Source organism: Burkholderia cenocepacia (genome assembly GCF_014211915.1).
In the GTDB taxonomy this organism is placed as follows: Bacteria; Pseudomonadota; Gammaproteobacteria; order Burkholderiales; family Burkholderiaceae; genus Burkholderia; species Burkholderia orbicola.
In genome coordinates this window covers 1668527-1694256 of sequence record NZ_CP060039.1, presented here as the reverse complement: position 1 = coordinate 1694256, position 25730 = coordinate 1668527, and the positions used below count along the sequence as shown (strand labels likewise).

27 protein-coding genes and 4 tRNA genes are annotated in these 25730 nt (G+C 62.7%); 10 read left to right on the top strand and 21 right to left on the bottom strand.

The annotated features are described in order from the left end of the window. Positions 1-23 precede the first annotated feature (23 nt). The 13 genes from SY91_RS08025 to SY91_RS07965 form a co-directional block, all read right to left on the bottom strand. Positions 24-1091: a head maturation protease, ClpP-related gene (locus SY91_RS08025; RefSeq protein ID WP_023475483.1), complete on the bottom strand. Its 1068-nt coding sequence runs from the start codon at positions 1089-1091 to the stop codon at positions 24-26. Then, on the bottom strand, positions 1088-2581 hold the full coding sequence (locus SY91_RS08020) for a phage portal protein (protein WP_023475484.1): 1494 nt from the start codon (positions 2579-2581) through the stop codon (positions 1088-1090). Before SY91_RS08020 ends, SY91_RS08025 begins: the two co-directional genes overlap by 4 nt. Then, the gene (locus SY91_RS08015; RefSeq protein WP_023475485.1) at positions 2578-2784 is read right to left on the bottom strand and encodes a phage head-tail joining protein; all 207 of its coding nucleotides are present in this window, start codon (positions 2782-2784) and stop codon (positions 2578-2580) included. Before SY91_RS08015 ends, SY91_RS08020 begins: the two co-directional genes overlap by 4 nt. 13 nt (positions 2785-2797) lie before the next feature. Further along, the gene (locus tag SY91_RS08010; protein ID WP_313771523.1) at positions 2798-4840 is read right to left on the bottom strand and encodes a phage terminase large subunit family protein; all 2043 of its coding nucleotides are present in this window, start codon (positions 4838-4840) and stop codon (positions 2798-2800) included. Next, complete coding sequence (locus SY91_RS08005; protein ID WP_023475487.1) at positions 4785-5315, bottom strand: hypothetical protein; 531 nt, start codon at positions 5313-5315, stop codon at positions 4785-4787. Before SY91_RS08005 ends, SY91_RS08010 begins: the two co-directional genes overlap by 56 nt. Before the next feature lie 90 nt (positions 5316-5405). Beyond that, complete coding sequence (locus SY91_RS35460) at positions 5406-5717, bottom strand: hypothetical protein (protein WP_313771522.1); 312 nt, start codon at positions 5715-5717, stop codon at positions 5406-5408. Between the two features lie 63 nt (positions 5718-5780). After that, a complete protein-coding gene (locus tag SY91_RS07995) occupies positions 5781-6314 on the bottom strand; it encodes a hypothetical protein (protein ID WP_185921129.1) in 534 nt (177 codons plus the stop codon). 135 nt (positions 6315-6449) lie between these two features. Beyond that, on the bottom strand, positions 6450-7292 hold the full coding sequence (locus tag SY91_RS07990) for a DUF4747 family protein (protein ID WP_043887032.1): 843 nt from the start codon (positions 7290-7292) through the stop codon (positions 6450-6452). A 364-nt stretch (positions 7293-7656) separates the two neighbouring features. After that, positions 7657-8244, bottom strand: a complete 588-nt coding sequence (locus tag SY91_RS07985) for a hypothetical protein (protein WP_043887033.1) — start codon at positions 8242-8244, stop codon at positions 7657-7659. A gap of 220 nt (positions 8245-8464) precedes the next feature. After that, positions 8465-10972 (bottom strand): VapE domain-containing protein, encoded by a 2508-nt coding sequence (locus SY91_RS07980; protein ID WP_023475490.1) that lies wholly within the window; start codon positions 10970-10972, stop codon positions 8465-8467. A 269-nt stretch (positions 10973-11241) separates the two neighbouring features. Continuing rightward, positions 11242-11625 (bottom strand): hypothetical protein, encoded by a 384-nt coding sequence (locus tag SY91_RS07975; protein ID WP_043887034.1) that lies wholly within the window; start codon positions 11623-11625, stop codon positions 11242-11244. After that, complete coding sequence (locus SY91_RS07970) at positions 11612-12154, bottom strand: phage regulatory CII family protein (protein ID WP_043887035.1); 543 nt, start codon at positions 12152-12154, stop codon at positions 11612-11614. The genes SY91_RS07975 and SY91_RS07970 overlap by 14 nt, the downstream gene beginning before the upstream one ends. A gap of 83 nt (positions 12155-12237) precedes the next feature. Then, complete coding sequence (locus tag SY91_RS07965; protein ID WP_072465517.1) at positions 12238-12507, bottom strand: transcriptional regulator; 270 nt, start codon at positions 12505-12507, stop codon at positions 12238-12240. Here SY91_RS07965 and SY91_RS07960 point away from each other — a divergent pair. From SY91_RS07960 to SY91_RS07930, 7 genes are all read left to right on the top strand, one after another. Beyond that, on the top strand, positions 12506-13243 hold the full coding sequence (locus tag SY91_RS07960) for a LexA family transcriptional regulator (protein WP_260632427.1): 738 nt from the start codon (positions 12506-12508) through the stop codon (positions 13241-13243). The two genes, SY91_RS07965 and SY91_RS07960, sit on opposite strands and share 2 nt — an antisense overlap. Before the next feature lie 169 nt (positions 13244-13412). Then, complete coding sequence (locus tag SY91_RS07955) at positions 13413-13691, top strand: hypothetical protein (RefSeq protein WP_023475494.1); 279 nt, start codon at positions 13413-13415, stop codon at positions 13689-13691. 51 nt (positions 13692-13742) lie between these two features. Continuing rightward, entirely contained in the window at positions 13743-14105 is a 363-nt protein-coding gene (locus SY91_RS07950; protein ID WP_043887045.1) for a hypothetical protein, read from the top strand. Beyond that, positions 14105-15403 (top strand): ParB/RepB/Spo0J family partition protein, encoded by a 1299-nt coding sequence (locus SY91_RS07945; protein WP_023475496.1) that lies wholly within the window; start codon positions 14105-14107, stop codon positions 15401-15403. The genes SY91_RS07950 and SY91_RS07945 overlap by 1 nt, the downstream gene beginning before the upstream one ends. After that, complete coding sequence (locus SY91_RS07940) at positions 15400-15852, top strand: hypothetical protein (RefSeq protein ID WP_260632426.1); 453 nt, start codon at positions 15400-15402, stop codon at positions 15850-15852. Before SY91_RS07945 ends, SY91_RS07940 begins: the two co-directional genes overlap by 4 nt. A 2-nt stretch (positions 15853-15854) precedes the next feature. Then, positions 15855-16457, top strand: a complete 603-nt coding sequence (locus tag SY91_RS07935) for a hypothetical protein (RefSeq protein WP_185921163.1) — start codon at positions 15855-15857, stop codon at positions 16455-16457. After that, positions 16454-16801 carry a helix-turn-helix domain-containing protein gene (locus SY91_RS07930; protein ID WP_023475498.1) on the top strand — a complete coding sequence of 116 codons (348 nt, stop codon included), beginning with the start codon at positions 16454-16456 and terminating at the stop codon, positions 16799-16801. The genes SY91_RS07935 and SY91_RS07930 overlap by 4 nt, the downstream gene beginning before the upstream one ends. Before the next feature lie 69 nt (positions 16802-16870). Here the strand turns inward: SY91_RS07930 and SY91_RS07925 are convergent, their stop codons facing one another. The 8 genes from SY91_RS07925 to uvrC form a co-directional block, all read right to left on the bottom strand. Continuing rightward, on the bottom strand, positions 16871-17110 hold the full coding sequence (locus SY91_RS07925; RefSeq protein WP_185921128.1) for a hypothetical protein: 240 nt from the start codon (positions 17108-17110) through the stop codon (positions 16871-16873). A gap of 151 nt (positions 17111-17261) precedes the next feature. Beyond that, positions 17262-18458 carry a site-specific integrase gene (locus SY91_RS07920; RefSeq protein ID WP_043887040.1) on the bottom strand — a complete coding sequence of 399 codons (1197 nt, stop codon included), beginning with the start codon at positions 18456-18458 and terminating at the stop codon, positions 17262-17264. 174 nt (positions 18459-18632) lie between these two features. Then, positions 18633-18706, bottom strand: a tRNA-Cys gene (locus tag SY91_RS07915). A 99-nt stretch (positions 18707-18805) separates the two neighbouring features. Further along, positions 18806-18881 (bottom strand) — tRNA-Gly (locus tag SY91_RS07910). A gap of 51 nt (positions 18882-18932) precedes the next feature. After that, a tRNA-Gly gene (locus tag SY91_RS07905) sits at positions 18933-19008 on the bottom strand. 53 nt (positions 19009-19061) lie between these two features. Then, positions 19062-19137: transfer RNA gene (locus SY91_RS07900), tRNA-Gly, on the bottom strand. Between the two features lie 141 nt (positions 19138-19278). Further along, positions 19279-19866, bottom strand: coding sequence for a CDP-diacylglycerol--glycerol-3-phosphate 3-phosphatidyltransferase (gene pgsA / locus SY91_RS07895; RefSeq protein ID WP_011544951.1), 588 nt, complete (start codon positions 19864-19866; stop codon positions 19279-19281). Positions 19867-19955: 89 nt separating this feature from the next. Beyond that, complete coding sequence (gene uvrC, locus SY91_RS07890) at positions 19956-22004, bottom strand: excinuclease ABC subunit UvrC (protein ID WP_023475501.1); 2049 nt, start codon at positions 22002-22004, stop codon at positions 19956-19958. Positions 22005-22112: 108 nt separating this feature from the next. Between uvrC and earP the strand changes: the two genes are divergently transcribed. The 3 genes from earP to SY91_RS07875 all read left to right on the top strand — a co-directional run bounded on the left by earP (position 22113) and on the right by SY91_RS07875 (position 25622). After that, on the top strand, positions 22113-23273 hold the full coding sequence (gene earP / locus SY91_RS07885; RefSeq protein ID WP_023475502.1) for an elongation factor P maturation arginine rhamnosyltransferase EarP: 1161 nt from the start codon (positions 22113-22115) through the stop codon (positions 23271-23273). Between the two features lie 138 nt (positions 23274-23411). After that, complete coding sequence (gene efp / locus SY91_RS07880) at positions 23412-23969, top strand: elongation factor P (RefSeq protein WP_006476487.1); 558 nt, start codon at positions 23412-23414, stop codon at positions 23967-23969. Positions 23970-24236: 267 nt separating this feature from the next. Continuing rightward, entirely contained in the window at positions 24237-25622 is a 1386-nt protein-coding gene (locus SY91_RS07875) for a sigma-54-dependent transcriptional regulator (protein ID WP_023475503.1), read from the top strand. Positions 25623-25730 lie beyond the last annotated feature (108 nt).

The window sequence follows — 25730 nt, the reverse complement described above, 5'->3', positions numbered from 1 at the left end:
CCCCTCCTCGGGTTGCGTCAAAGTTACTTGCCGCTCTTGCGAGCCGCGTAGATGGACGCCGCACGCGGCGCATTCGCGACCACGGGTGCGTCTTGCGACGCAACCGGGGCAGCACGATGGTTGATCGGCTTCTGCGAGGCCGTCATGCGCTCGAACAGCCGCGCACGAACCTGATCCGGCGACAGGCCATCCGATACGAAGCCGGCCGTCAGCTCGGTCAGACTCGCGGCCAGACAGATACCGGCGATATCCTGCGCGTTGCGGATCGCGGCGTCGACGCTCGCGCGATCCCGCAGGCCGGTCGCCAGCACGATGCCTTCCGCGCAGTGTTCGATGCGCGCGTCGCGGCACGCGCTGTACACGTGAGCAGCGAGAACCGACACGTCCGGGCCCGGCGCTGGTGTAGGCGTCGGCAGCCGATGAGGCTCCGGGGCCGGCGTCACCTCGCTGTCGTCCTCCAGCACGGCGCGGATCTCGGCCGGCACCGCCGCATAGCGTGCGGCGAGCCGTGCCGCGCCCGCATACGCCTCGATCCGGATCGGATCCACGATCGCGTCGCAAAAGCCTTGCTCCTTCGCCTGCGCGGCCGTGAGCCAGGTCTCGGCATCCATGATCGCGCGGACTTCCTCTGCGGTTCGGCCGCTGCGCTCGACGTAGGCCGCCAACATGCTGTCGGACGTGCTGTCCAGCAGATCGGCGAGCTTGCGCAGATGCTCCGCCTCGCCGGCCGCGACTGTGTTCGGGTTGTGGATCATCAGCCTCGCGTTCGACGGCATCTCGATCGTGTCGCATGCCATCAGGATCAGCGACGCAGCCGATGCGGCGACACCGTCGACGCGCCCCGTCACCTTGCCGCTATGCCGACGCACCGCGTTGTAGATCGCGAACGCATCGAACACGTCGCCGCCCATCGAGTTGATCGCGAGGACGATCGACGTCGCTGTCGACGCTACCTCGTCCAGCTTCGTCGCAAACAGTTCCGCGTCGGTGCCCCAAAATCCGATGTCGCCGTAGATCCGGATCTCGACTTCGTTCCCGCCCGCCGCGTTCGCCTGCGCGCGGATGTCCCACCACCGCTTCTTGCCTTTCATTCGCCATCCCCATTAGAAAGATCGCTCGCCCCGTCGATGGGATCGAGCGTGTCATATCGAATTCCGAGCCGGCGCTCGCGCGCGAGATCGTCCGCGTTCTCCTGATCGACCTGCTCCGGATCGTCACCGCGCGAGAGGACTGCACCTGTCCGGCTCGCAAGCCCGGAGCGGATCTCCATCCGCTTCGCCGTGACGTCCTGCACCGGATGGATATATGGCCAGCCCTGCGGCACCCACCGCACCCGCAGGTACTCGCGCCGTCGTCGGTAGTAGTCGGGCATCGCCATCGCGCCCGACAGCGCACATGCGTCGACCCACCAGCGCCAGACCTTCCTGCAAAACTGGTGAATGAACACGTTCCACTGGAACTGCTCGATCGACCGCCGGAACTCGTTCAAGATCACCCGCAGCACCCGATCGCTCACGTCGCGCAGATCGCCCGTCAGGACTTCGTACGGCATGCCGACCGACGCCGCAGCAGCCATCAGTTGCTGACGCATGAATGGGCCGTAGTCGGTCCCCGCGCCCGGCGGCTCCGCAAACTTGACGTCTTCGCCGGGGGCCAGCTCCTGCATGCTTCCCGGCTCGAGCGAAACGACCGGCGAGAAGCCGTCGACGTCGTACTCCATCGCCGCGCCCGTGACTGGATCGCCCGGCAGGCCCGGCTCGGCGGGCGGCTTCGTGATGAATCCGGCAAAGAGGTTGCTGACCTCCTGCCGGAACAGCACCGCATCATCGAAGTTGTCCAGCGACTTCAGCCGCAGCAGCACGGTCGACAGCTCGGGAACGCCCCGCACCTGGCCGGGCCGGAGCGCGAGGAACACGTGCGCAATCTCGTCGGCCGGCACACGAACCGTCTGCATGTTGGCCGTCGATGCACGCCCGTACTCGCCGGGATGACGCTGCAGCAGGTGATACGCAACGCGTCGACCGTCCGCATTGAACTCGACGCCGTTGACGATCTCGCCCCCGCCGGGGACGATCTCGTTCTTCTCCATCGGCAGCAGGTCGCCTTCGAGAAGCCGGATCTGCAACGGGACCGCCAAACCTTCGCTCGGACTGCGGAACTGACGACGAACAAGTACCTCGCCGTCACTGAAAAACGTCCGTGCGGCAAGCGTCTGCACGCCCGCCATGTCGAACAGCTCGTCCGCGTCGATCTCCTCGCAGCTATCCTCCCAAAGTTGCTTTTGCATTTTTCGCACCGCAGCGTTCGGATGCTTCGGGTGAGCTTGGATGCCGTTCCCGATCGTGTTCGATACGAGTCTGGCAATCGCCGTCTTCGCCCACGGGTCGTTTCGGATCGCATCGCGAGCGCGCGAGCGCAGTAGCGGCAGGTTTTGCGCCGCCGCCGCGTTCGGTCCCGCGCTTGACGCCCGCCACGACTTCGCCCGTGCGCCAGTCGTGCTCGCCGACTCGTATGCCGCCGCCTTCAGCCGCGTCGGCACCACGAATCCGCGACGCGCGAGTGACGGAAAGCCCGCCTTCATCGCACCCCCTTGCCGGCGTGGCGAATCCGGACGATCGACGAACGCCCGGCCGCGCCGTTCAGGTCGCGAATGATCTCGGTGCGTGCCTCGCGCAGCTCGCTGATCGAGCGATATTTCACGCGCCGGTCGGCATACTGCACTTCCAGCTCGCCCTTCGCGATTGCAGACTGGATGTTCTGCAGATCCTGTTTTGTGTAGCCCATGCCATTCCCTCGTTTAGCGCCGCTTCAGGTACGTCGAGCGACCGACACGACGCCCCTGAATGCGCGAAACCCCGCTCGGGGGCGGGGTTTCGGTGGGTTTTACTACCTGCGGCGACGGCCGCGGAGTCTCTGTTACGGTCTCTTCGACCGGCGGATCAGGAAGTACCTCGGCCGGCAGCGCCGCCGGCAATGCCTCCAGTACCGGGACCGCATCAAACAGCGACACCTGCGATGCGCGATGCTGCTCGACCTGCCAGTGCGCCTCGGTCATCAGGTGCACTTTCACACTGCGGGCCGCGTGCAGCGCGTACCCTTCGCAGTCCAGCGCCTCGTTGCGCGGACTGATCTTCTTCCACACGCGCTTACCGCCACGTGGCCCTGGCACCTTGACCTCCGCCGTGAGCTGCTGCAAGTAGTCGCTGCGCACGCCGCTGTACCAGTGCATCCGGCCCGGCCCATCGCCTTCGAGCTTCAGCCGGTTTTCGAGGATCAGATCCTTCGCCCGGCTGACGCCGACCATATACGGCCGCAGCCCGTACTTCGCCGCCTTGCTGTTGTTGCGCGTCGAGTCGATCGACGCCTTCGGCACGCTGAAGATCTCCGCGTCGACGTTGCTGCTGCCCTTGACCGCCATGACGTTGTAACCGGCCTGCTGCGCCGCGCGCACATACCTGTATACGGCGTCCGACGTCGCACCGTCCGACGAGTCGATCGACGTTGCACGGACACGCAACAGCCAGCCGTTCTCATGCCGGTATGCGTGCGACAACAGCATCGTCAACGCGCCCCATACGCCGCCTGTCATCGGGTCTTGCTGCTGCTCCGTCACGTTGCCGTAGATCTCGCCCCATGCGACGAGCCAGCTTTCCTCGCCGCGCCCCCATGAACGCAGGACGATTGCGAGCCGGTCGTGCTGCACGTCGACGCCAAGTGTCAACACCAGACCCCCGAGCGGCACCGTCAGCTCCGCGTATGGCAGCGCACGTTGCGCGAGCACGTCCAGCTCGGGCAGATCGGTCTTGTACTTGTACGCCCGGCCCTGCGAGTTGTTCACGAACGAACGCATCTTCGTATCGTCGCCCTCGCGCAGCGCCCTGTCGGCCGTCAGCCACTTCTTGACCAGCTCGGCCATGTTCGAGCCGGGGAACGGCGACACCAGCTCGTTGATGCGGAAGCCGGCGACGCCGTGAAACGGTGCCGTCGCTACCCATCGCCCGCGACGAACGGCGCGAATGCGCGTCGCGTCGTCCCACAACGAGCCGCAATGCGGGCAGGTGTAACGGGCCGTCTCCGGTTGTGCGCGGCCGTAGACCTCATGCACGACTTCGGCGCCCTCGCTCCACGTGACGTTTTCCCACGCCAGCTCATGCTCCTCGTCACAATCCGGGCACGGCACCAGATACACGCGCTGATCCGATGCCGCGTATGCCTGCTGGATGCGCGACAGGCCGTCGATGGTCGGCGTGCCGCCCAAGATCATCTTGCGTCGCCGGGCCGAATAGCTCTTGTTCCGCTCCTCCAGCAGCGTGATCGAATCGCCCTGCTCGCGAACGTTCGTATTCGCGTCGTCCGGCTCCTCGACCGCAACGACCGGGGCCGGCGTCGACTTCACTTCGTCCGGCGCGTTCGACGTGATGAACTTCAGGAAGCCGCGTGCGAACGTCTTGTGATCCCACAAGTTGTTTTTGTCGCGGGCCGCGTGAACCGGCAATTTCGCCGAGAGGCGAGGCGTCACCTCGACCATCGGCTCGAACTTCTCCAGGTTGAATTTCTTCGCCGTCTTCTCTTTCGGGAACATGACGATCATCGGGCACGGGTCAACGTCGATCCGCTTGCCGATGTAGTTCAGCAGCACGCCATCCGTCCACGCGACCTGCGCCGACTTCATACACACGATCTTCTGCACGGTCGGATCGTCCAGCGCTTCGTGCATGCCGAACACCCACGGCGTGATGTTCGGGTTATACCGGCCGGGGCTGGCCGACCCTTTCGCGCTCAACCTACGATGTTTGCGTGCCCAATCCGTCGTCCCAATCCGCTCCGGCGGACGCAGCATCGTCGCGATCCGGCGAATCACCGCGTGGACTGTCTGGGTCGTATTCAGAAAGCTGCTCAAGGCATCCATATATATGCTCATTCAACCATTCGACATCGACCTCGACGCCGTATAGCGTGCGCAGCTCCTGCACCAGCTTGTCGGACAGCGACAGCAGCTCCGTTTGAAATGCGCCGACCATCAGGCCGTACGCCTGTTCGAGCTGCGCCGCGTTGACGAGCTGCCCCTTCTTCTCGGCCAGCGTCAGCAGTTTGATCTCGCGATCGACGATCTCGGTCTTCGCCCGTTCCGCGACGAGATCGATGCCCGTACCGCTGGACCGGCCGGCCGCGACCTCGCGCAAATGACGTATGTACGCGACGCGGATCTCGTCGATCGACGCCACGCGGTAATCGAGCTGGACCTTGTCGACGAACCGCGAAACGGCCGACTGGTCAAGGTCGAGATGGTCAGCGATCTGCTGCTGAGTCGGCATGAATATGACCCCCTATGAAGACTCGCCAGTAGAGAAAAAACGCGGGTGCGAGCCCCCGCGTCTGGCGATGGCCAGAGGGTCCCCGCCTGCTCAAAAAATAGGCAGACCCGCACCGATCGCGACATCGGCGGTCACGCCGTCGCGCGCTCGGTCCATCGCCCACACGACACGGTCGATCGCGTCGTCAAACACGAAGCACCGCGCGGTAACGCGCCCCATGCTCCGATCTTCATCCCACGTCAACCAGACCTCGCGCGGCCCAGCGTTCGTCGACTCGATTCGCATTTCAGCGCCCCAATACAAAAAGCCCTGAGGGCTTTCGCACTCAAGGCTTCGATATTCACTTCGTAAGGAAAAACGTCCCGCCCAACCAAGATACGTTACAGCCAGCACCCAGGCCACACGGAAAACCACACCCACAAAATACAGTGCTGGGCGTGGTCTTCCTCCATGCGTATCAACCGCTTAGACCCGCCAATTTCGAGCGCGGCGAGCCAACATCCGCCTTCGGCTCATCACTCGACGTCTCGGTGGCTCCGTCTTTTTCGGCTCCTCGTCCCGCTCAATCATCGTCGTCAGCCGAAAGATCGCCATGGCAGTAGCGAGAGCCGTCGCGATGGCGTAGATGAACAGCAGGAAGCCCAGGAAATACCCGACCGGGGATATCCATTTGTGTACGAAGTCGACTGATCCGAAAACGGAGTACACATAGACACCAATCCCCTCCGTCTCCTCAAGTGGAAAGTCGAGACCCTTTGCAACTAATGCAACGCCGAATGCCGCAAGTTGCACGACAATGAAGTGAGCGAGTGACGCGCTGATTGTAACGAAGGGACTCGTTTTCCCCTTCCGCCGGGTCATGATGACGCTTCGAAAACGCTCGTCCCCAAAGCCCAACACAATCGCATACGCACCAATCGCAAAACCAACCATAGTTGGCAAAACGGCGATAGGGTCACCCCACCATTTGCCGTCTACCCACAGATTGGCGAGCAACACCGTGACAACCGCTGAAGCATGGAGATACGGAGAGGTCAGGACCGCTCGCCATCCCCCATATGCACTCCAGTATCGCCGGAATATGTTGCGTACCCCGCGATACGATCTCTTCAGGTCACTCAGCATGAGTTAGCCTCAGGCAGGTCTGCGTAAACGACGGATACGTGCTAGATACGCGTTGGCTACAGCCTTCAACGCGGTAACAATGGTCTCGGCGTTTGGATCATACGGTGCCGGACTCAACATCGGATGTTTTTTCGTAGAGAGCGTCTGGACCTTCCCGATCTCGGTCTTCCCGCGAGCCTCTACATAGCCATTAGCCTGCGCTACCTCGGAAAGCAAACGTGTGTGCTCATTCGGCTCCAGAGACTCCCCCTTTTGTGCGACAAGAACCGTCACCATTGTCGCCGCGTTCTGCTCTGCCATTCTCTCCTTGACGTCCTGCTCGACTTCCTCCCAATCATCGGGATTCGGCGGCGTAATGACGATATGGAGCTTTCGAAGCTCTGGCAGGCTAAAGATCTTGTCGAGTGTATCGGCGCCCGGAATGACCGTAACGGCGATTTCCTTAAACTGATCCGTCAGTCGCGGCTGATTAAGCAACTGCTTGAAGTATCTGCCAGCATCCTGCGGCCCCAGATGCTCTTGAGAGTCTTGACTAACAAAGAAGAGCCGGTGCGACGGCGCATGGAATAGGAACGGAAATGCCTCAAGACCCGGCTTCAGATGTTGGGGGACATTCAGTTCCGCCAAATCATCCTCTTCTGCCGGAGCCTGCTCAAGCATATTAAGCCACTTCCCAGTGAGCTTGAGATCGTAGAACTTGAATATCTCGCCGTAGTAGAAACCATCGCCAAGATCCTCCCCGAAAGTACCCAGAATCCCGGCGAACTGTCCTCGGATTTTCACAACTCGTTTGGTCTTGTACGCCTTCTTAAGCAAGTCAACGTATCGCGCCGGGCTATGAGGCTCAGGCATAACAATATTCAGAGCGCCGACAGTAGCAGTTCTCACGCTATTCCCCCGTATCGTTATATGAAATGGCGCAGAAAATTCCACGTCCGATCCATATATTACTCGGAAATCGGAGCATCCGACCTGACCAACGACCCGGAGCAGCTTTGCGAAGGGCACACAGCAAAAAACCCCGAGAGCTTCCGCACTCAGGGCTTCAGAATTCACTTCGTAGGGACGAACGCCCCCACACGACCTAACGGGCTCCATTACGTGTTCTTATGTCCCGAGAGGTTTGCACGACTAACGCGCGGTGCCAGCGAATATCCAGTAACGCGGTAAAGGATTTCCGAAGTTTACGCGATCTACTCTTGAAATGAAAGATGTTTCATTCTCGCATTTGGCGGCGCATTGTGTCGGACACCGATCCATTCACGTGATCGAGCAGCGAATGCATGTCGTGAAAGCGCCGCGACCAGTGACGCCGATATTCATCAAGTGGAATGCCGAGTGCATGCGCACGTGCTGCATCGTCGATCGGCCGCTTGCCCGAGCCAGCGCAGTCCGGACAAATATAACGACCGTCCCGCCGCACGATGCCGCGCCCTTCGCACCGCACGCATTGATCGTTGATCCACTCGTCTAGCACACGCAACGCGAAGCGCTCAACAATATCAACCTTCGCGCGTTCGACTTCGCGTCCTGCGCGCTGATCGCGACGCTCCTCACGGTTCAGGCCCGTGAACCGGTTGCGCTTAAACCGGCCCGACAATCGGATCATCTGCGCAAACAGCAACGTTGCCTTGCGGATCGTTCCCGGCCTTGCCTCCTGTCCCGCCTTGATCCGCACCAGCAACCGACCGAGATCGTTCGCAAATGCGAGTGCCCCCAAAGTAACTTTAGGATCGGCAATCGGGTCGGTGAACTGACCACGAACGCTCATCGCTATACCTGCCCGCTCCATCAAATCAATCACGACTCTCTCCTATTCGTCCTAATGTCTCAATGTCCCAAGGGAAAAGGCTTGCAGGGGTGCGCGCCTGCGACATGCGACATGCGCCGCTCACGTCGCGCATGTCGCGCCCCTGCACCCGCGCCCGAGACCGCGCCTTGGGACGTTGGGACATGGGACGTCCGCAGCGCGCCACGACGGGGCATGTGGCGCGCTTACCGTGCAGGCACAGCGCGCCACGCGATCACAGCGGACTGTCGTCATCACCCGCTGCGACCAGTTCGCGCTCCGCTTCCTGCTGTTGCTCCTCCTTCACGTAGTACCAGCCACGCGATCCGGTCGACTCGCGCTTGCGCACCCAGCCGAGCGACTTCAACGCCTTGCCGATGCGGCGCTGCTCTGCCAGCGTCCATTTCGACGTATCGAGCTTCAGGATGTCCGCGAGGATCTCTTCCATCGTCGTGCGCGAGACGAATTCCAGGGCCTTGGCGATCTTGTCCTCATACACGTCGCCCTCGTAACGCTCCGCCTGTTCGATCTCGAACAGCGGGCGCTCATGCTCTTCTACGTGCCACACGACGCCCGAGCGGTACAGGTGCACGGCTTCCGCCCATAGCTGATCGCGGACGGCCACAATGCCGTCGATGTCGACCAGCCCGCCGACACGCAGCGGCCAGTAACGCCGGTTGCCCGATTCGTCTTTGAGGTACGTGTCGAAGTTGACCGAGCCGGCGAACACGCACTGACGGGGGACGTCGGTCGCCCGCTTGCCGTAGAAGTTGCGGAACCGGTCGACGGCAGTCGCGAAGAAGCTCTTTACCGCCGACGAGTCGGCCTTGTTCAACGAGTCCAGCTCGGCCAGCTCGATCACCCACTTCCCGGCCAGCACCGCGTATGTGTCTTTGTTCCCGATCTGGATCGGCGTATCGGTGAACCACGGTGCGCCGGCCAGCACCTTCAGCGCCGTCGATTTGCGATGCCCCTGCTTGCCTTCGAGGATCAGGACGTTGTCGACCTTGCAGCCCGGCTCCATCACGCGCGCGACGGCGGCGATCATCCATTTCGTGAACGCGAGCCGCACATACTCGCTGTCGGCGACACGCAGGTAGGTCGACGGCATCGATCGCATGCGCGACACGCCGTCCCATTTGAGCCCTTCGAGGTATTCGCGCACGTCATGGAAGTGCTTCTCGTCCGCCACCAACAGAACCGCGTTCATCACGATATCGGTGCGCACCGAGAGGCCGTAGCGCTGCGACAACCAAAGCGCGCAGCGCTGATCGTCCATGTCAGTCCACTCGCCCTTCACGCCTTGCCGGAACGGCGGTGCCTTGCGCTTCATCACGCGGCCACCGAAGTCGTCCTGCTCGATGACGCCCTGCCACGCTTTGTGATTCGCCAAGATCATGTGCACGTTGCCGAGCGTCGGCAGCAGCGTGCCCTTGTCCGAACGCGCGAGATCCTGCTCCCATGTGTGCGCGCCGTTCTCCGCCTCGCGGCCATCCCATTCCGGCTGTTTCGCGGCAGCGGACGTCGCGGCGGATTTCGTCGGCGTGTCGTTCGCGGTCGACACCGCAACCGTCGCCGGTCGGATCTCTTCGTTCGCTGGCGCGATGACGCGCAAGATCGCCGCCTGCACCTGAGCCTGGACAGGGTCGATGCCCTCTTCGACGTGCAGGTCGTTGAAATCGGTCAGCTTGCGCTCGCCGCGCTTGGCGAATACCGGATAGACGACGCTGACGTCGGCGACCATCGCTGCCGCCTCATACGCACGTTTCAGGCCCGTGTTTTCGAACCGCTTACGACGCAACGGCATCACGTCGTTTCCGTAGCTGACCTCGACATACGGCACACCATTGTCGTCACGACGGCGTGACGCGGCGACCATGTACCACGTGTTCTTCGCCTCGATCCGTACCGGGTCGGCACCAAACGGCAGTTCACCCCGGAAACCGAACTCGTCGGCAAGCCAGTCGCGCATGCGCTGCTCGATCTTCCAGTCGTCGTCGGCGCAGACCACCACATGCACATCCGGATACGTCGCACGCAAATACCGCACGGCCGGGAGGATGCCGCCCGCGTCAAAGCAGACATTGACCGCGAACGCCTCGTCGACCGCCACGCGGATCGATCGCGCGGTCGCGTAGCCTTCGGCGACCAGCACGATCTGGTCGTCGGCGCCCACCTCGCCGAGCAGATACGACGCGCCCTTCTTTTCCATGCCTTTGTTGAAGCGCTTCGCGCCGTCCGGCGTGATCTTCTGCAGACCGATGAGCCGAGCGTCATCGCCGTACTGATACATCGGCACGAAGATCGTGCCGTCCGCGTCGAAACGCACGCCTTCGGCCGTGATGCGCTTGCGTTCAAGATAGGCGGACTCGCCGTGCTCTGCCGCGCGGTTCCACTGATCTCGCGCGCGGTTCGCGGCGAGCTTCGCCTGACGCGCGTCACGCTCCGCCTGCTCACGGTCGGCGGCTTCCTGCCGGCGACGCGTCTCCGCGAGCACTTCCTCGCTCAGCGGTGCGCCGCTCCACTCGAATCGATCGGTGCCCGGATCGTCGCCCGAGAAATGGCCGAACGTACCGCCATAGCCGATCACCGCGCCCTTGCTGATGACTTCGCGAAGCTGATACCAGTATTTCTTGCGCGGCCCGTATCGGTGATGTTTGCCGTCCGCGATCGGATGCCCGGCGGGCAGGTCAGGATGACCCGCAGCACGCAATTGCTGAATAATCTGGTCCAGTGTCGCCATACAAAAATTCCCTCGATCAAAGTTACTTTGGCCGCCCGAGTCACTATTGGCGGCCAGATCACAATTCGTTGAGTTGCGCGCCGTTAGCTCGCACGACGACCCGCCTCCAACTCGACGAGACGACGGTCGCGCTCGACCTTGTGAGAAAAGCTTCGCCATGCAGCCCGCCCCGCCGCATAGCACTGCCGTCCGCTCGGCGAGCGGCTGTACTGCGATGCGCCGCGTCGCAACGCGCTACTGGTCCCGTTCACGTTCACATGTGTCTCCGGTTATTTGCCGCGCAGTCGACGCCATTCCGCCGACATGAGATCGTCGAACGCGGCAAGGTCCAGCGCGCAGAGACGATCGGTAAGCTGGTCGCGGAACGCGTGACGTTCCGCCTTGGTCGCGAGCGCGGCGCATGCGCGCGCAGCTCGCTCGATGAACACGCGCACGCGCCCCGCTGCGTTCGCTTCCGCAAGAATCGGAGCGAGGCGATCGGGAAACGTGGCGAGCAATTCGGACAGCAAGCGCCCCGCTTCGGCGGGGGCATACTCGAATCGGGATGCGAGCGTCGTGACAGCGCATGCCAATTGCTGCTCAGGCGAACAGCAGAGGCCGACGTGTTCACGGTCAGGCCGGCAGCACCCCATGCCAGGCTTAAACCGCTCCATGACGACGGCGCCGACGCGCGGTGAGGTTGCGAGCAGCGTGAATCAAACGCTGGAACAGACGCTGGCCCTTGCGGCCGGTCGCGATGATCTTCTCGGCATGTTGATCGTCGATCCGCTGATCAGCCAGCGCACGCGTCACGTCGTCAGCAACGAGACCAACATGCGCCTGCAGGTGCAGCGCCGTCGATACAAGACGCAGCGTGCCGGGTTCGCTGACGTCGTCAGCGGCATGGTCGTCGACGTGTTCGGCAACCAGCCCGAAGCGCGCGTTCAACGCATGCAGCGCGTCAAGCGCGTACGCCTCGCCCTCTGCCTTTTCCTGCATCCACTCGATCAGCAGCTCGAACATTTCCATCGACAAGCGACTGTCGCCAACACCACGCAAGCGAAGGCGAAGCGATTCTGGCGTGATGTTCTTACCGCGTCGGATGGTGAGGTGATTCGCCGCGTCGGCGACACCGCCGGGCGTGTTGCGAACAGACGTATAGAGGACGTCCAGCCATTCGGTACTGTCGTATCGGCAGGTCATAGCGTTTGAGATCGGAGCGTTTCATCCTGTCGCGACGCGCGAAACGTCACTAGGATTCGAGATGTGCGATCGAAACCGCACCGTTAGCTGTTGCAGACATGCGTTGCGCTTGGCGATGGCCCCGATTGGCGGACGAAGGCCCAATCGACCCGACTGTTCAGCTCCTCACATCGCACGGCACCGTGGCAAAGCTGCTCAATTGGAGGGCAGTGTTCAGCCGGCACCCGCCGGCCCGCCTGCTTCCATTGCTGGACCGCCGCGCGAGTCACGCCAAGGTGGTCTGCAAGCGACTGCATAGTCAGCCCGGCCGCTTTGGCGGCCCGATCCAAGGGGTGTTCAACGATGTTGTCCATGAGCTTCCATCATCAGCGCAATGATAGAAATTCTAACATTCGAGAGATAGAAAATATAGCCATACGCGCGCAAGATTTTCTTACCATTGAGCGCATGGACATCGGTGAATGGATAAAGGCCAGCCGCGAAGCTGCCAGCCTCAAGCAAGATGAACTCGCGGAGCGATTGGGGAAGACGCGCGGCAACGTGTCAGCGTGGGAGAACGGCCGTCACGAGCCAAGCTTCGGCCAGATTCTTGAGATCGCACGTATTACCAAACATGCAATTCCCATCCCCGGCGTTGCGGGTACGCCCATTGGGAACGTTGTCCCGGCGAATGTCGGCACGCGTCGCATACCGCTGATCAGCAGCGTGCAAGCCGGCCTGATGAGCGAGGCAATCACTCCGTTTCCACCTGGCGGTGCGTTCGAGTACCTGCTAACCGATCTAGAGCTATCGGATCATGCGTTCGCCCTTGAGGTAGAGGGGGAATCGATGGCACCGGAGTTTATGCCTGGCGATAGAATCATCGTTGAGCCAGCCATTGCACCTAGGCCGGGCGACTATGTCGTCGCTAAGAACGGCAAAGAAGAAGCCACGTTCAAGAAGTACAGGCTTCGTGGCGTGAGTACGACTGGCGCGGAAGTGTTTGAGCTGGTCCCACTGAATTCCGACTATCCAACGATAAATAGCGAACACGAACCCGTTCGGATTATTGGCGTGATGGTTGAACACCGTCGATATCGCCGGCGATAACTCGCTCCCCGCAGTCCCGCTTCGGCGGGATTTTTTTTGCACACCCACTCCTGACTATTGCCTACTCGATCTCAATAGATAGATTTTCTACCGACAAGGATAGTTTTTCTTGCATATGATTGGATAGAAAATCTATCATCCTCACGTCACAACCTATCGTGAGGAACTGATGAATCGCGAACTTCCTGAACTGCACGCCTCGCAACCCGTCGCTCACCACTGTCAAGCGAGCCGCCTGATCGATTGCCAGCTCTACGACCGTCACGAATGGCTCCGAGACGAGCAAACACCCCGCATTACCCCGTCCGAGCCGGCACGCCAAAGCAACTTTGAAAAATCGAAGATCTTCCGCTGGACGGTCGTCGCCGCCCTGCTGTTTGTCGTCGTGAATGTGTTTCAAGACGATCCGGTCGTCGCCCCAACGACCGCTTACAACGTCACCGTCTAAACCGCCCCGACATTGCCGGGGCGAGCCCGCCCCGGCGTCATGGAGACCACCATGCCGCGCATCAAAGTCAAAGCAGAACCCCTATTCGACGTCGAACGTCGCGACACCCTCTCACTCCGCACTTTCACGCGATACGACCGGAGCGCACGCCGTCCGTCGACACCGCTCCTGATCGGTAAGTACGTTGTCGGGCGCCGTCCGCTGCCGGACAGCGTGCATACGGAATATTTGATCCTCGACGGTACCGAAATTGCGCGCAGGCAGATCTCGATTCCCGACGAAGGCAACTGCGCTGACGCGATCAAACGCCTGCGCGACGCCAAGCGCGCAGCGGGCGTCGAGGCGTCGAACGCGATCAATAGAGCGAAGAAGCGTGGCAAGGCGCGGACGGCGGTACCGCAGGAGGTTGCGTAATGGACGACCGCACGCAACAGCTCGACCTGACCGCGCCGATCCCGACCGGGAGCGCGAAGGTAGCAGCGGCCGCTGCGGGCGCAACGTCAGCCGACCTGTGGATGGTCCCGTACGGCCAACTTCATTACGACCCGTCCGACAACATCCGCCCCGTTGATCCCGAATGGGTGACGCACCTTACTGCCCTCATCATCGAGAACGGGTACGACAAGGGTTCGCCGCTTCATTGCTACGCGCGAAAGGTTGACGGGAAGGATCTGCTGTTCGTGTACAAGGGGCAGCACCGCTACCTTGCCGCCGGCAAGGCAATCGAAACAGGCAAGGACATCGGCAAGATCCCGGTCGTCGTCCGTGACGCCAAGACGGTCAACCGCGCCGAAATGGTGATCGACGGCTATCTCAGCAACAACGGCAAACCGTCGTCGCCGCTTGATCTGGCCGCTGCCGTCGCAGAGCTGCGCGACATTCACGGCATGGCGCTTGCGGCGATCTGCAAGCGCCTGAATGTCACCGACCAAACGATCCGCGACGTCGGCCTGCTCGAACGGGCACCGGTCGAACTGCATCAGCTCATACGGAACGGCCAATGTACCGGCACACTGGCCATCGAGCAGATCCGCCTGCACGGCGGCGACAAAGCGCTCGAACGCATCGTGTCCGGCCTGTCGAAAGCGAAGGAGGCCGGCAAAGGGAAGGTCACGAAGAAGCATCTAGCCAGCAACACGAAGCCTTACGAGCCGGCCGCGCCCAAAGCGACAAAGATCACCGATGCCTGTGCAAAGCAACTTTTGCAGGCGCTACAGGCAGTCCTGCATGATCCCGTTTTCGGGAAGCTTTCGCCCGGAACGATTCGAGCCGTCCATACGGCACTCTCGCCGCTCGCCGATCTCCTCGACACTCCGCAAAAGGCACGGATTTACCCCGTGACGGCACCGGATCAAGACGGTCGCTGCGTCGCGACCGATACCCTTCGATCGCCCAACAGCAAGCGTACGAAAAAGCCGATCGCCGAGATCTACGTGGCCCAACCGAAAGCAAATCAGTGGATTTGCGCGGCTATGTACAACTTCGGGGACAGCTTCGCATCAACTCCACTGAAATTCGGCCCGGGCACCACGATTTATCCGACGCGGATGCAGGCAGTTCAAGAAGGCGCTCGATGGCTTAGGAAGCGTCTCGGCAGTGAAAGCGTCAAGCGTCAGAAAGATCTGCCGTTCGTCCTTCAGTGGCTCGATGACATCCTTCAGTTGCCCGACCCAGATTGGACGCATGAATTGGCGCAGGAGGCGGCCCAATGACCCCACGCCCGGCCACTTCTACCCCACGTCCGCTGCCGCGAAAGCGGGAACACGCGAAGAAGCGCCCGGCTATCGCACTGGCGAGCGTCAACGGCACTTCGATGCAGTCGGACAACGACGGGCTGACGCCCGTAAAAACGATCCAGAAGGACGGAGCGCCGCTCGCGCGGCGCAAACCGGTCGAGATGAACGAAGCCTTGGCGGAGGCCCGCCAAGGCAGGCTCGCGCGATTCGACGCCCTTCGCATCGAGATCCGCGCGTTGATCGCCGAAATCTCGCACGCGGCCGACATCGAGCTGCTGGACCTGATGGCCGACGAGATCGGGTCATTCGCTCGCCACAAAACCGCGCAGGACGCGCGCACCTGGGCAGCAACCGCCGGGATCACGTTGGAAACCGGCTTGATGCAACTCGCTCGCGCTCTGCCCGCTACCTCCACAGGAGAATGACAATGACAGGTACCCAAACGCACTGCGCCGATGCGCTGGCGAACAACGCGTCGACGGAACGCTTACGAACGTACCTGACTGAGCACTATTCGGACGCTCGGCCGCGCTCGACCGACGACGTTGCATCGTGGGCACTTGCTGCGCTAGACGTCCGGACCGCACGACTCCACAGGGCAATTGAATCCGCGCGCCAAGGGGCGTTGCGAATTTATGGTGAATCTAGCCGCCCGACGCGCCACGCGATCGAGCAAATCACGCGATCGCTGCTCAGAATCTATCCCGACCGCACGGAACCGCACGCTGTAGTAACACGGACTGCCTCTGCCCGCGATGTGCTCGTTGAGCGCAACCGACAAATTGCCGTAGAACGCCGGGGGGCAACCAGCGACGATCAATACACAGAAGGCGAATTGCCTGAAGCAGCGGTCGCGTATGCTGTGTCTGCTGCCGGTTGGGATCTTGATACAGCCGCCTACTACTGGCCAAGCTCATGGGCAGCATGCTGGTTCAAACCGACCACGCCTCGTCGCGATCTCGTGAGAGCCGCTGCACTGATCCTCGCCGAGATCGAACGCATCGATCGGGCTGCAGGGGGCATTGCGTGAGAACGTTCGATCTACAAGAATGCGCCGACTTCCTGAAGGTCGACCGCACCACGGCGATGAAACTGGCGCAGCAAGGCGACATCGTCGGTGCTCGTATCGGTCGGGCATGGGTGTTTCTCGAAGACGATGTCGTCGCGTTCCTCCGTGAACAGGCGCAGCAGCAAACCCTCGAACGCCTCGAAGGCCGCACCAGACCCGATTACGCGGAAACTGATCGCCGCACGCATGCCGCAATTCAGCGGCAGTTGCAACAGGCACCCGCACGCAAGGCCGGCCGCACGGCTCGCGCGTTGCCGCGTCTGCCCGACCTGCCGGCGAACAATCCAGCCGCACAGGCTGCATGAGAAGGCTGCTGCCCGTCAAATGACGGGCAGCGGCCCCAAAGCCGTCGTGCTTGGCCTGATTTGAATTGATCAGCTAGGACGCACGCGATCGAGCTCCTCGACGGAGGCTGAAACAACTTCGAGGAGATGGCGAACGATCTCCTCGGCGGACATTCCGGCTTCGCCATATTCGCGAACGCTCATATGGCGGGGTTGATACGATCCCTGCTCTCCATTCACGATGTAAATCGTAGCCTGCTCGTCACCTGGCGTGAAAACGACTTGAATCGTCTTATTGCTCACGATTGCTTGCATGCTTATGGTGCCCATCGTGCCCTCCGGTCTAGCCTAGTATGCTCCATCGCCCGAGGTATTGTTTCGCGAATTGGCGACGGCAGTCGCAACGCATGCCGAGCTACGCCTCCGAAAAGAGGACTATCGCCCTAGAGATCCAGCCAAGCAGTTGTGTATACGCGGCACGCTACCAAAGCCGCGCGGCCAGATCACTGCCCCGCAGGTTCGCGTAACGCATTAGGACCTTGGGATCTGTATGACCGGTAATCTTCGCTATCTGGATATCACTCAATGTCGTCCGTTCGTACAGCCGCGACGTCGCCTCATGCCTCAGATCATGGAAGACCAGATCAGGGCAGCCGGCGGCGTTGAATAGCCGACCGAACTGGCCCGACAGCCGCACGGTGACGCGTTCGAGAACCTTCCGCCGGAGAACTGGCATATTCTTCGCGCGCATGCCCGCCTCGATCTCACCGACCCACGGGAAGAGCCTGCCGCCCTCGAACGAAAAACCGCACATCGCCGGGTCATGACCGTTCACTGCCTCGACGTAGCGTTCGAACGCTGCCACTGCCACCGTCGTGAGCGGCACTGAACGCTTGCTGCCGTTCTTTGTCCGCTCCAACGCGGCCGTCCGGCGGCCGACGTCAAACTGCACGACGTCTAGCGTATACATCTCGCGCATCCGCATTGCGGACTCGATCGCCAGCTCGAACAGGAATACCAACGCCGGCCGATACGGCAACTCAAACGCCCGCTCTCGGTCCTTGGGCTTTCCCCCTGCCATGATGCGTCGGATCTCGGTCAATTCTTCTTCGCTTGGCCGTCGGTCTCGGTGCACATCTTCTTTCGGCGCACGATCCTGCGCCTCAACTGCCACGCGATCGTCATCGGTATACGTCGCGTAGCGCTTCGGCAACAGCCGCAGTGGATTGACGGCAAGCATCGGAGTACCTGACTTCACTACCCAATCGAAACAGCGAGCGAGCGCCCCGACATTGTGGCGAATCGTCGATGGTGACAAATGATGCTCGCGCTTCATTGTCGTCACCCATCGTTCCGCCCAATCGTAGTCCACGGTAGAAAGCGCCTTCGAAGGGAGTCGGCCGCCGAGCAACGTATTTAGCACTTGGGCGTCGGAGTCTGGCACCGACACACGTCGCAGGTATTCTCGAACGGCGTCGAGCGTCGTGGCGATAGCTTCGCGTTGCTCAACGACGTCCGTCGGCACAATGCCGGCATCGAGCAGTTGCTCCAGCCGGGCGACGTACGCATCGCCCTCTTCTTCAGATTGAAACGTAAGGGAAAGTGGCTTTGGAAGAAGTTTCGAACGTCGGATGATGTATTCCCACGTTCCGGAGGGTCGTAGTCGCTTGGTTGCCATGCGCTGATGCGAACTCGCCTATACGGCCAAAGAGCCGACTTAGGCGTGGTTACGCGTGCTTCTTGAGTGGTTAGAGGCGACTTTGTACCACTCTCGGCGACTTTCTTACAAGGATGAAAGTGGGGCCGGAAAAAGAAAAAGCCCTGATTTCTCAGGGCTTTTTCTCTTCCTACCTGGAGGCGCGAGCCGGAGTCGAACCGGCCTAAACGGCTTTGCAGGCCGCTGCATAACCGCTTTGCTATCGCGCCAAAAGCGGACTGTCCGGATGCCGTGAGGCAAGCGACAGATTTTTATTCGAGGACCGGAAGCCCATCAAATAAAAAGGGAAGCGTGGCTTCCCCATTACTTGGAGCGGGAGACGAGTCTCGAACTCGCGACCTCAACCTTGGCAAGGTTGCGCTCTACCAACTGAGCTACTCCCGCATTGTCCTGCATCTGCAGCGCTTTGCCGTACCACACGCTGCCAGAAAAATCTGGAGCGGGAGACGAGTCTCGAACTCGCGACCTCAACCTTGGCAAGGTTGCGCTCTACCAACTGAGCTACTCCCGCATGTGTCCTGCATCTGCAGCGCTTTGCCGTACCACGCGCTGCCAGAAAAAATCTGGAGCGGGAGACGAGTCTCGAACTCGCGACCTCAACCTTGGCAAGGTTGCGCTCTACCAACTGAGCTACTCCCGCGTATTGCTACGCTACCGCTTCCCCGTCACACACTTACTTCGTCGTGCAGCGGAGAAGCGAGATTATGTCGAAGGCACATTCGTGTGTCAAGGGCTTTTCCAGCCCTTTTTACAAAAACCACCGCCGCACAGGCAATGCGGGTCACGCACCGCCGCGCTCGCGAATCTGCGGCCAGGCGAGCTTCATGTAGTACAGCATCGACCAGATCGTCAGCACCGCGGCCAGATACATCAGCCACTCGCCCCACACGCGCGTATCGATCGTCACGACGCCGAGCGGCAGCGGCCCGTAGAACAGCAGCATCGGAATCGCGACCATCTGGCACGCGGTCTTGAACTTGCCGAGCTGGTTCACCGCGACGCTCTTCGACGCGCCGATCTGCGCCATCCACTCGCGCAGCGCCGAAATGGCGATCTCGCGACCGACGATCACCAGCGCGATCGCCGCGTCGACCCGCGAAATCTGCACGAGGATCAGCAGCGCGGCCGTCACCATCAGCTTGTCCGCCACCGGGTCGAGAAAGGCACCGAACGACGACGTCTGGTTCCACTTGCGGGCGAGGAAGCCGTCGAACCAGTCGGTCAGCGCGGCGAGGATGAAGATCGCCGCCGCCGCGAGATTGCGGTGCGCGCCGCCCATCACCGTGTCCGGCAGATAGAACACGCCGACGACGAGCGGAATCAGCACGATCCGTACCCACGTCAGGAAAATCGGGAAATTGAACGGCATGGCATGCGGGACAGTAAAGGATTCGCAATTGTGCCGTGTCGACCGGCCTGCCACAAGAACGCTGGCAACGAGCCGGCCGCACGGCCGCGTCAGTGAAGCTGCTTGTAGATCTGCTCGGCGAGCGCGTGCGAAATGCCCTCGACGCTCGCCAGTTCCTCGACACTCGCGGCCACCACGCCGCGCAACCCGCCGAAGCGCGCGAGCAGCCGCTGCCGGCGCTTCGCGCCGACGCCTTCGAGCTCCTCGAGCCGCGACGTCTGGCGAGCCTTCGCCCGCTTCGCCCGCATGCCGGTGATCGCGAAGCGGTGCGCCTCGTCGCGAATCTGCGCGACGAGCATCAGCGCGGCGCTCTCCTTGCCGAGTTCGAGCGGCGCGCGGCCGTCCGCGAACACCAGCGTCTCGAGGCCGACCTTGCGCCCCTCGCCTTTCGCGACGCCGACCAGCATCGACGTGTCGAGGCCGAGCTCGGTGAACACCTGCCGCGCGATCTCGACCTGACCCTTGCCGCCGTCGATCAGCACGATGTTCGGCAGCAGGCTCGACGCCTCGGCCTGGCGCGTCGACTCGCCGTCGATGCCGGCCGCTTCGTCGACGGCCGCCGCCTGCGCGGCCTGCTCGACCATCTTCTCGTAGCGGCGCGTGAGCACCTGCCGCATCGCCGCGTAATCGTCGCCCGGCGTGATGCCCGTGATGTTGTAGCGGCGGTATTCGCTCGACTGCATCTTGTGATGGTGATAAACGACACACGATGCCTGCGTCGCCTCGCCCATCGTATGGCTGATGTCGAAGCACTCGATCCGCAGCGTCGCGAGATCGTCGCTGTCGTAGCTGAGCGTGTCCGCCAGCGCGCGCGTACGCGCCTGCTGCGAGCCCTGCTCGGACAGCAGCCGCGCAAGCGCGAGCCGTGCGTTCTGCTCGGCCATCGACAGCCACGCGCGCCGCTGTCCCTGCGGCTGCCGCACCAGCGACACCTTGTGGCCGGCCTGCTCGGACAGCAGCTCCAGCAGGTCGCGGCTCGCGGGCGCATGGCTGACGACGAGCACCGGCGGCACGCGGTTGCCCAGATAGTGCTGCGCGATGAATGCGTCGAGCACCTCGGCCTCGACCGACGCTGTCGCCGCCGCGCCGCGCGCGCTGCCCGCCTCTTGCGCAGGCTGATCGGCCACTGTGTCGACCGGCGCGTCGGCCATCGCATCGATCGACTCCGCCGGCTCGACCTCTTCACCGAGACCGCCTTCGGCGAGCGTCAGCGCACTTTCGACGTGCGTCGGGAAATACGCCTTGTCGCCCAGGTGCCGGCCGCCGCGCACCATCGCGAGGTTCACGCACACGCGTCCGCCCTGCGCGACGACGGCCAGGATGTCGACGTCGCTGTCGCTGCCGACCTCGATCGCCTGCTGGTGCAGCACCGTCGCGAGCGAGCTCATCTGGTTGCGCACGGCCGCCGCCTGCTCGAATTTCAGCTCGGCCGCGAACGCGTGCATCTTCTGCTCGAGCTCCTTCATCACTTCGGACTGCCGGCCAAGCAGGAAGCGCGCGGCGTTCGACACGTCGACCGCGTAATCCTCGTCGGAGATCGCGCCCACGCACGGCGCCGTGCAACGCCCGATCTGATGCAGCAGGCACGGCCGCGTACGGTTGTTGAAGACCGAATCCTCGCAGGTGCGCAACTGGAACACGCGCTGCAGGATCTGGATGCTCTCGCGCACGGCCCACGCGCTCGGGAACGGCCCGAAGTACTGGTTCTGCTTGTCGACCGAGCCGCGGTAGTAGGCCATCCGCGGAAAGCGGTGCGCGGTGAGCTTCAGGTACGGATACGACTTGTCGTCGCGAAACAGGATGTTGTAGCGCGGCGCGAGCGCCTTGATCAGGTTGTTCTCGAGCAGCAGCGCTTCGGCTTCCGAGCGCGTGACGGTCGTTTCGATGCGCGCGATGCGCGTGACCATCATCGCGATGCGCGGCGACAGTTGCGTCTTCGTGAAATAACTCGACACGCGCTTTTTCAGGTCGCGCGCCTTGCCGACGTAGAGGACGGCGCCCGCCGTATCGTAATAGCGATAGACGCCCGGCATGTGCGGCAACTGCGCAAGGATCTTCTTCGGTTCGAACGGAGTAGCGGAGGCTTCTGGGGATGTCATGCGTGATCCGGGCGCCTTGTAACGCGGAACGGGTCTATTAGAATCGCCAGTTTAGAGCATTCACCGGCCCGCTTCGATGCCACGCACCACCGCTGCCCCCTCTCCGCCGTGCCGCTCGCGCCGGGCGAACCGATTGCCTGCGACCTCTTCTGCACGGTGATCGACAATTTCGGCGACATCGGCGTGTGCTGGCGCGTCGCGCGCCAGCTCGCGCACGAGCACGGCTGGCAGGTTCGCCTGTTCGTCGACGACCTGCACACGTTCGCGCGCCTGCTGCCGCAGGTCGATCCCGACGCGGGGCGGCAGACGGTCGATGCGATCGTGATCGAGCACTGGCATGCGGAAGTCGGCGACGCGCTGGACATCGCCGATGTCGTGATCGAGGCGTTCGCGTGCGAGTTGCCCGGTCCGTATCTCGCGGCGATGGCGCGGCGCGCGCGCCGCCCCGTGTGGATCAACCTCGAATACCTGAGCGCCGAGGACTGGGTCGCCGATTTCCATTTGCGGCCATCGCCGCATCCGCGCTACCCGCTGCTGAAGACGTTCTTCTTCCCGGGCCTGTCGGCCGGCACCGGCGGCGTGCCGAAGGAGCGCGACCTCGACGCGCGCCGCGCGGCCTTCGACGCCGATCCGGCAGCCCGCGCCGCGTGGTGGCAGCGCGCGACCGGCGGCGCGGCGCCGGCGCCCGGCACAACGGTCGTCAGCCTGTTCGCCTACGAAAACCCGGCCGTCGACGCGCTGCTCGCGCAGTGGCGCGACGGCCCGTCGCCGGTCGTCGCGCTCGTGCCGACCGGGCGCCTGTCGCCCGCCGTCGCGCGTTTTTTTGGGGTCGAGTCGTTCTCGGCGGGCATACGGGCGCGCAGCGGCAACCTGACCGCCCACAGCCTCGCATTCGTTCCCCAGGCCGACTACGATCCGCTGCTGTGGGTCGCCGATCTCAATTTCGTGCGCGGCGAGGATTCGTTCGTCCGCGCGCAGTGGGCGCGCAAGCCGTTCGTGTGGCACATCTATCCGCAGGCCGACGACGTGCACCTGCCCAAGCTCGATGCCGCGCTCGCGCACCTCTCGGCCGGCCTCGCCGATGCGCCGCGCGCCGCGCTCGAGCGGTTCTGGCATGCGTGGAACGGCGCCGGCACGCCCGACTGGGCCGATTTCTGGCAACACCGCGCCGCGCTTGACGCCAATGCACTCCGCTGGGCCGACGCGCTCGCGGCCGTCGGCGATCTCGCCGGAAAGCTGGCGGAATACGCAAAATCTCAGTTAAAATAAGCGGTTATCCGACGGCTGACCACGCAAGCGCTCGCGTTTGGGCTCCTGGCGCCCACCGGAACGCACCGCCGCTTGCGCCGTCAGCCGTTGCGCAACGCTCAGGCACCTATTTATTTGATTTGATCAGGACAGTTTTTTATGAAAACCGCACAGGAACTCCGCGTAGGCAACGTCGTGCAGATCGGCAGCGAAGCATGGGTCATCGCAAAAGCGGAATACAACAAGTCGGGCCGTAACTCGGCCGTCGTCAAGATGAAGATGAAGAACCTGCTGTCCAACGCAGGTCAGGAATCGGTCTACAAGGCTGACGACAAGTTCGAGGTCGTCGTGCTCGACCGCAAGGAAGTGACGTACTCGTACTTCGCCGACCCGATGTACGTGTTCATGGACGCCGACTACAACCAGTACGAAGTCGAAGCCGAAATGATGGGCGAAGCGCTGAACTACCTCGAAGACGGCATGGCTTGCGAAGTCGTGTTCTACAACGAGAAGGCGATCTCGGTCGAGCTGCCGACGGTCCTCGTTCGCGAAATCACCTACACGGAACCGGCCGTCAAGGGCGACACGTCGTCGGGCAAGGTGCTGAAGAACGCGAAGCTGGCGACCGGCTTCGAGCTGCAAGTGCCGCTGTTCTGCAACACCGGCGACAAGATCGAAATCGATACGCGCACGAACGAATACCGCAGCCGCGCGTAATCGTCAGCGATTTCCGCATCGAACAAAGCGCCCTTCGGGGCGCTTTTTGTTTGTCTGGCGCCAACAGCTGCCACAAACCGGAGCCATGCGCAGCACAAAAGCCACCGGTAAAGATATTCAATTTGTATCATCGGTAACTGTTTTATAGCGCCGGAGAAATAATGCGCGTGACGCGTTCGGCGGGGCATAAAATCAGTCTTTAATCCGACATGCGGCTGCGGCCCGCTGGCCGACAGCCCGCCTCTCTTGACTCGACTCGCGTCCACCATGCCACACGCCCTGATTGTCGAAGACGATCCCAACAGCCTGTCAGGCCTCACCGCGCTGCTCGCCGCAGACGGCTTCTCGGTCGACACGGCCACGTCGCTCGCCGAAGCGCGCACGGCGCTCGGCCGCTCGATTCCCGACGTCGTGCTCGTCGACCTGAACCTGCCGGACGGCAGCGGGTTCGATCTGCTCCAGCACCTGCCGCAGCAACAGCCGAACGGCTCGCTGCCCGTGATCGTGCTGACGGGCAACGCGACGGTCGAGAGCGCCATCGAGGGGCTGCGTCACGGCATCTGGGACTACCTGCTGAAGCCGATCAACATCCCGCGCCTGCGCAGCCTGCTCGCGCGGATTCCCCGCCCGTACGAACTGATCGACGAAGTGCAGTCGCTGCGTGCGTCGCTGCGCCATCTCGGCCGCTTCGGCGCGCTGGTCGGCCGCAGCGACGCGATGCAGCACGTGTACGACATGATCGAGCACAACGCCCGCACCGAAACGGCCGTGCTGTTCTCGGGCGAAGCGGGCACCGGCAAGAAGCTGGCGGCGCGCACGCTGCACGAACTGAGCCGGCGCCGCAAGGGCCCGTTCGTGTCGTTCGACTGCCGCATGCTCGTGCAGGCCGGCCGGCATGGCGCGTCGCTCGACAGCGTGCTGTTCGGCCATGAGCGCGGCGCGTTCGACGGCGCCGAGCGCCGCGAGACGGGCCTGTTCGAACAAGCCGGCGGCGGCACGCTGTTCCTCGACGAAATCACCGCACTGCCGCTCGTGCTGCAGGAAGCGCTGCTGCACGCGCTCGATTCGCAGAACTTCATGCGGATCGGCGGCACGAGCTCGATCACCAGCGATTTCCGGCTGATCGCGGCCACCCGCCGCCCTGCGCGCGAAGCGGTGGCGAACGGCACGCTGCGCGAGGATCTGTGGCTGCGCCTCGACGCGGCGTCGATCACGATGCCGCCGCTGCGCGAGCGCGACGGCGATGCGCTCGCGATCGCGGACGCGCAGATCGACGAACTGAACCGGGAAGCGCGCGCAACCGGCCGCAGCACGACCGACAAGCGCGCGGCCCCGGGCTTCGTGCGCGAATGCCTGTCGTACGAATGGCCGGGCAACGTGCGCGAACTGCAGGAGCGCGTGCGTTTCGCGTACGACGCATCGGGCGACTTCATCGAGACGCTGCGCGCGGGCGAAGCCAGCTTCTCCGCCGGCGCCGCGCTGAACGGCAGCAGCGTGCAGATCAAGGTCGGCACCCCGCTGTCCGACGTCGAGGATCTGCTGATCCGCGCGACGCTCGACGCGGTCGGCGGGACGCGCCACCGCGCGGCGACGCTGCTCGGCATCAGCCCGAAGACGCTGTACAACAAGCTGCAGCGAATGAAGGTGAACTGAGTGGGGCAGCCCCTGGATTCGGGCGCTGGCCGGATCTGACCGTTAGTTGCGCATGAATCCATTCCAGCTGCTATCCGAATCGGGTCATCGCACGGGACATCCGCAATA

Bases quoted from the DNA above. Each gene is read 5' to 3' on its own strand.
- SY91_RS08025 (WP_023475483.1), bottom strand. From the start codon at position 1,091: ATGAAAGGCAAGAAGCGGTGGTGGGACATCCGCGCGCAGGCGAACGCG.
- SY91_RS08020 (WP_023475484.1), bottom strand. From the start codon at position 2,581: ATGAAGGCGGGCTTTCCGTCACTCGCGCGTCGCGGATTCGTGGTGCCG.
- SY91_RS08015 (WP_023475485.1), bottom strand. From the start codon at position 2,784: ATGGGCTACACAAAACAGGATCTGCAGAACATCCAGTCTGCAATCGCG.
- SY91_RS08010 (WP_313771523.1), bottom strand. From the start codon at position 4,840: ATGCTGCGTCCGCCGGAGCGGATTGGGACGACGGATTGGGCACGCAAA.
- SY91_RS08005 (WP_023475487.1), bottom strand. From the start codon at position 5,315: ATGCCGACTCAGCAGCAGATCGCTGACCATCTCGACCTTGACCAGTCG.
- SY91_RS07990 (WP_043887032.1), bottom strand. From the start codon at position 7,292: ATGCCTGAGCCTCATAGCCCGGCGCGATACGTTGACTTGCTTAAGAAG.
- SY91_RS07980 (WP_023475490.1), bottom strand. From the start codon at position 10,972: ATGGCGACACTGGACCAGATTATTCAGCAATTGCGTGCTGCGGGTCAT.
- SY91_RS07975 (WP_043887034.1), bottom strand. From the start codon at position 11,625: ATGGAGCGGTTTAAGCCTGGCATGGGGTGCTGCCGGCCTGACCGTGAA.
- SY91_RS07970 (WP_043887035.1), bottom strand. From the start codon at position 12,154: ATGACCTGCCGATACGACAGTACCGAATGGCTGGACGTCCTCTATACG.
- SY91_RS07960 (WP_260632427.1), top strand. From the start codon at position 12,506: ATGAGCTTCCATCATCAGCGCAATGATAGAAATTCTAACATTCGAGAG.
- SY91_RS07965 (WP_072465517.1), bottom strand. From the start codon at position 12,507: ATGGACAACATCGTTGAACACCCCTTGGATCGGGCCGCCAAAGCGGCC.
- SY91_RS07955 (WP_023475494.1), top strand. From the start codon at position 13,413: ATGAATCGCGAACTTCCTGAACTGCACGCCTCGCAACCCGTCGCTCAC.
- SY91_RS07950 (WP_043887045.1), top strand. From the start codon at position 13,743: ATGCCGCGCATCAAAGTCAAAGCAGAACCCCTATTCGACGTCGAACGT.
- SY91_RS07945 (WP_023475496.1), top strand. From the start codon at position 14,105: ATGGACGACCGCACGCAACAGCTCGACCTGACCGCGCCGATCCCGACC.
- SY91_RS07940 (WP_260632426.1), top strand. From the start codon at position 15,400: ATGACCCCACGCCCGGCCACTTCTACCCCACGTCCGCTGCCGCGAAAG.
- SY91_RS07935 (WP_185921163.1), top strand. From the start codon at position 15,855: ATGACAGGTACCCAAACGCACTGCGCCGATGCGCTGGCGAACAACGCG.
- SY91_RS07925 (WP_185921128.1), bottom strand. From the start codon at position 17,110: ATGGGCACCATAAGCATGCAAGCAATCGTGAGCAATAAGACGATTCAA.
- SY91_RS07920 (WP_043887040.1), bottom strand. From the start codon at position 18,458: ATGGCAACCAAGCGACTACGACCCTCCGGAACGTGGGAATACATCATC.
- pgsA (WP_011544951.1), bottom strand. From the start codon at position 19,866: ATGCCGTTCAATTTCCCGATTTTCCTGACGTGGGTACGGATCGTGCTG.
- uvrC (WP_023475501.1), bottom strand. From the start codon at position 22,004: ATGACATCCCCAGAAGCCTCCGCTACTCCGTTCGAACCGAAGAAGATC.
- efp (WP_006476487.1), top strand. From the start codon at position 23,412: ATGAAAACCGCACAGGAACTCCGCGTAGGCAACGTCGTGCAGATCGGC.
- SY91_RS07875 (WP_023475503.1), top strand. From the start codon at position 24,237: ATGCCACACGCCCTGATTGTCGAAGACGATCCCAACAGCCTGTCAGGC.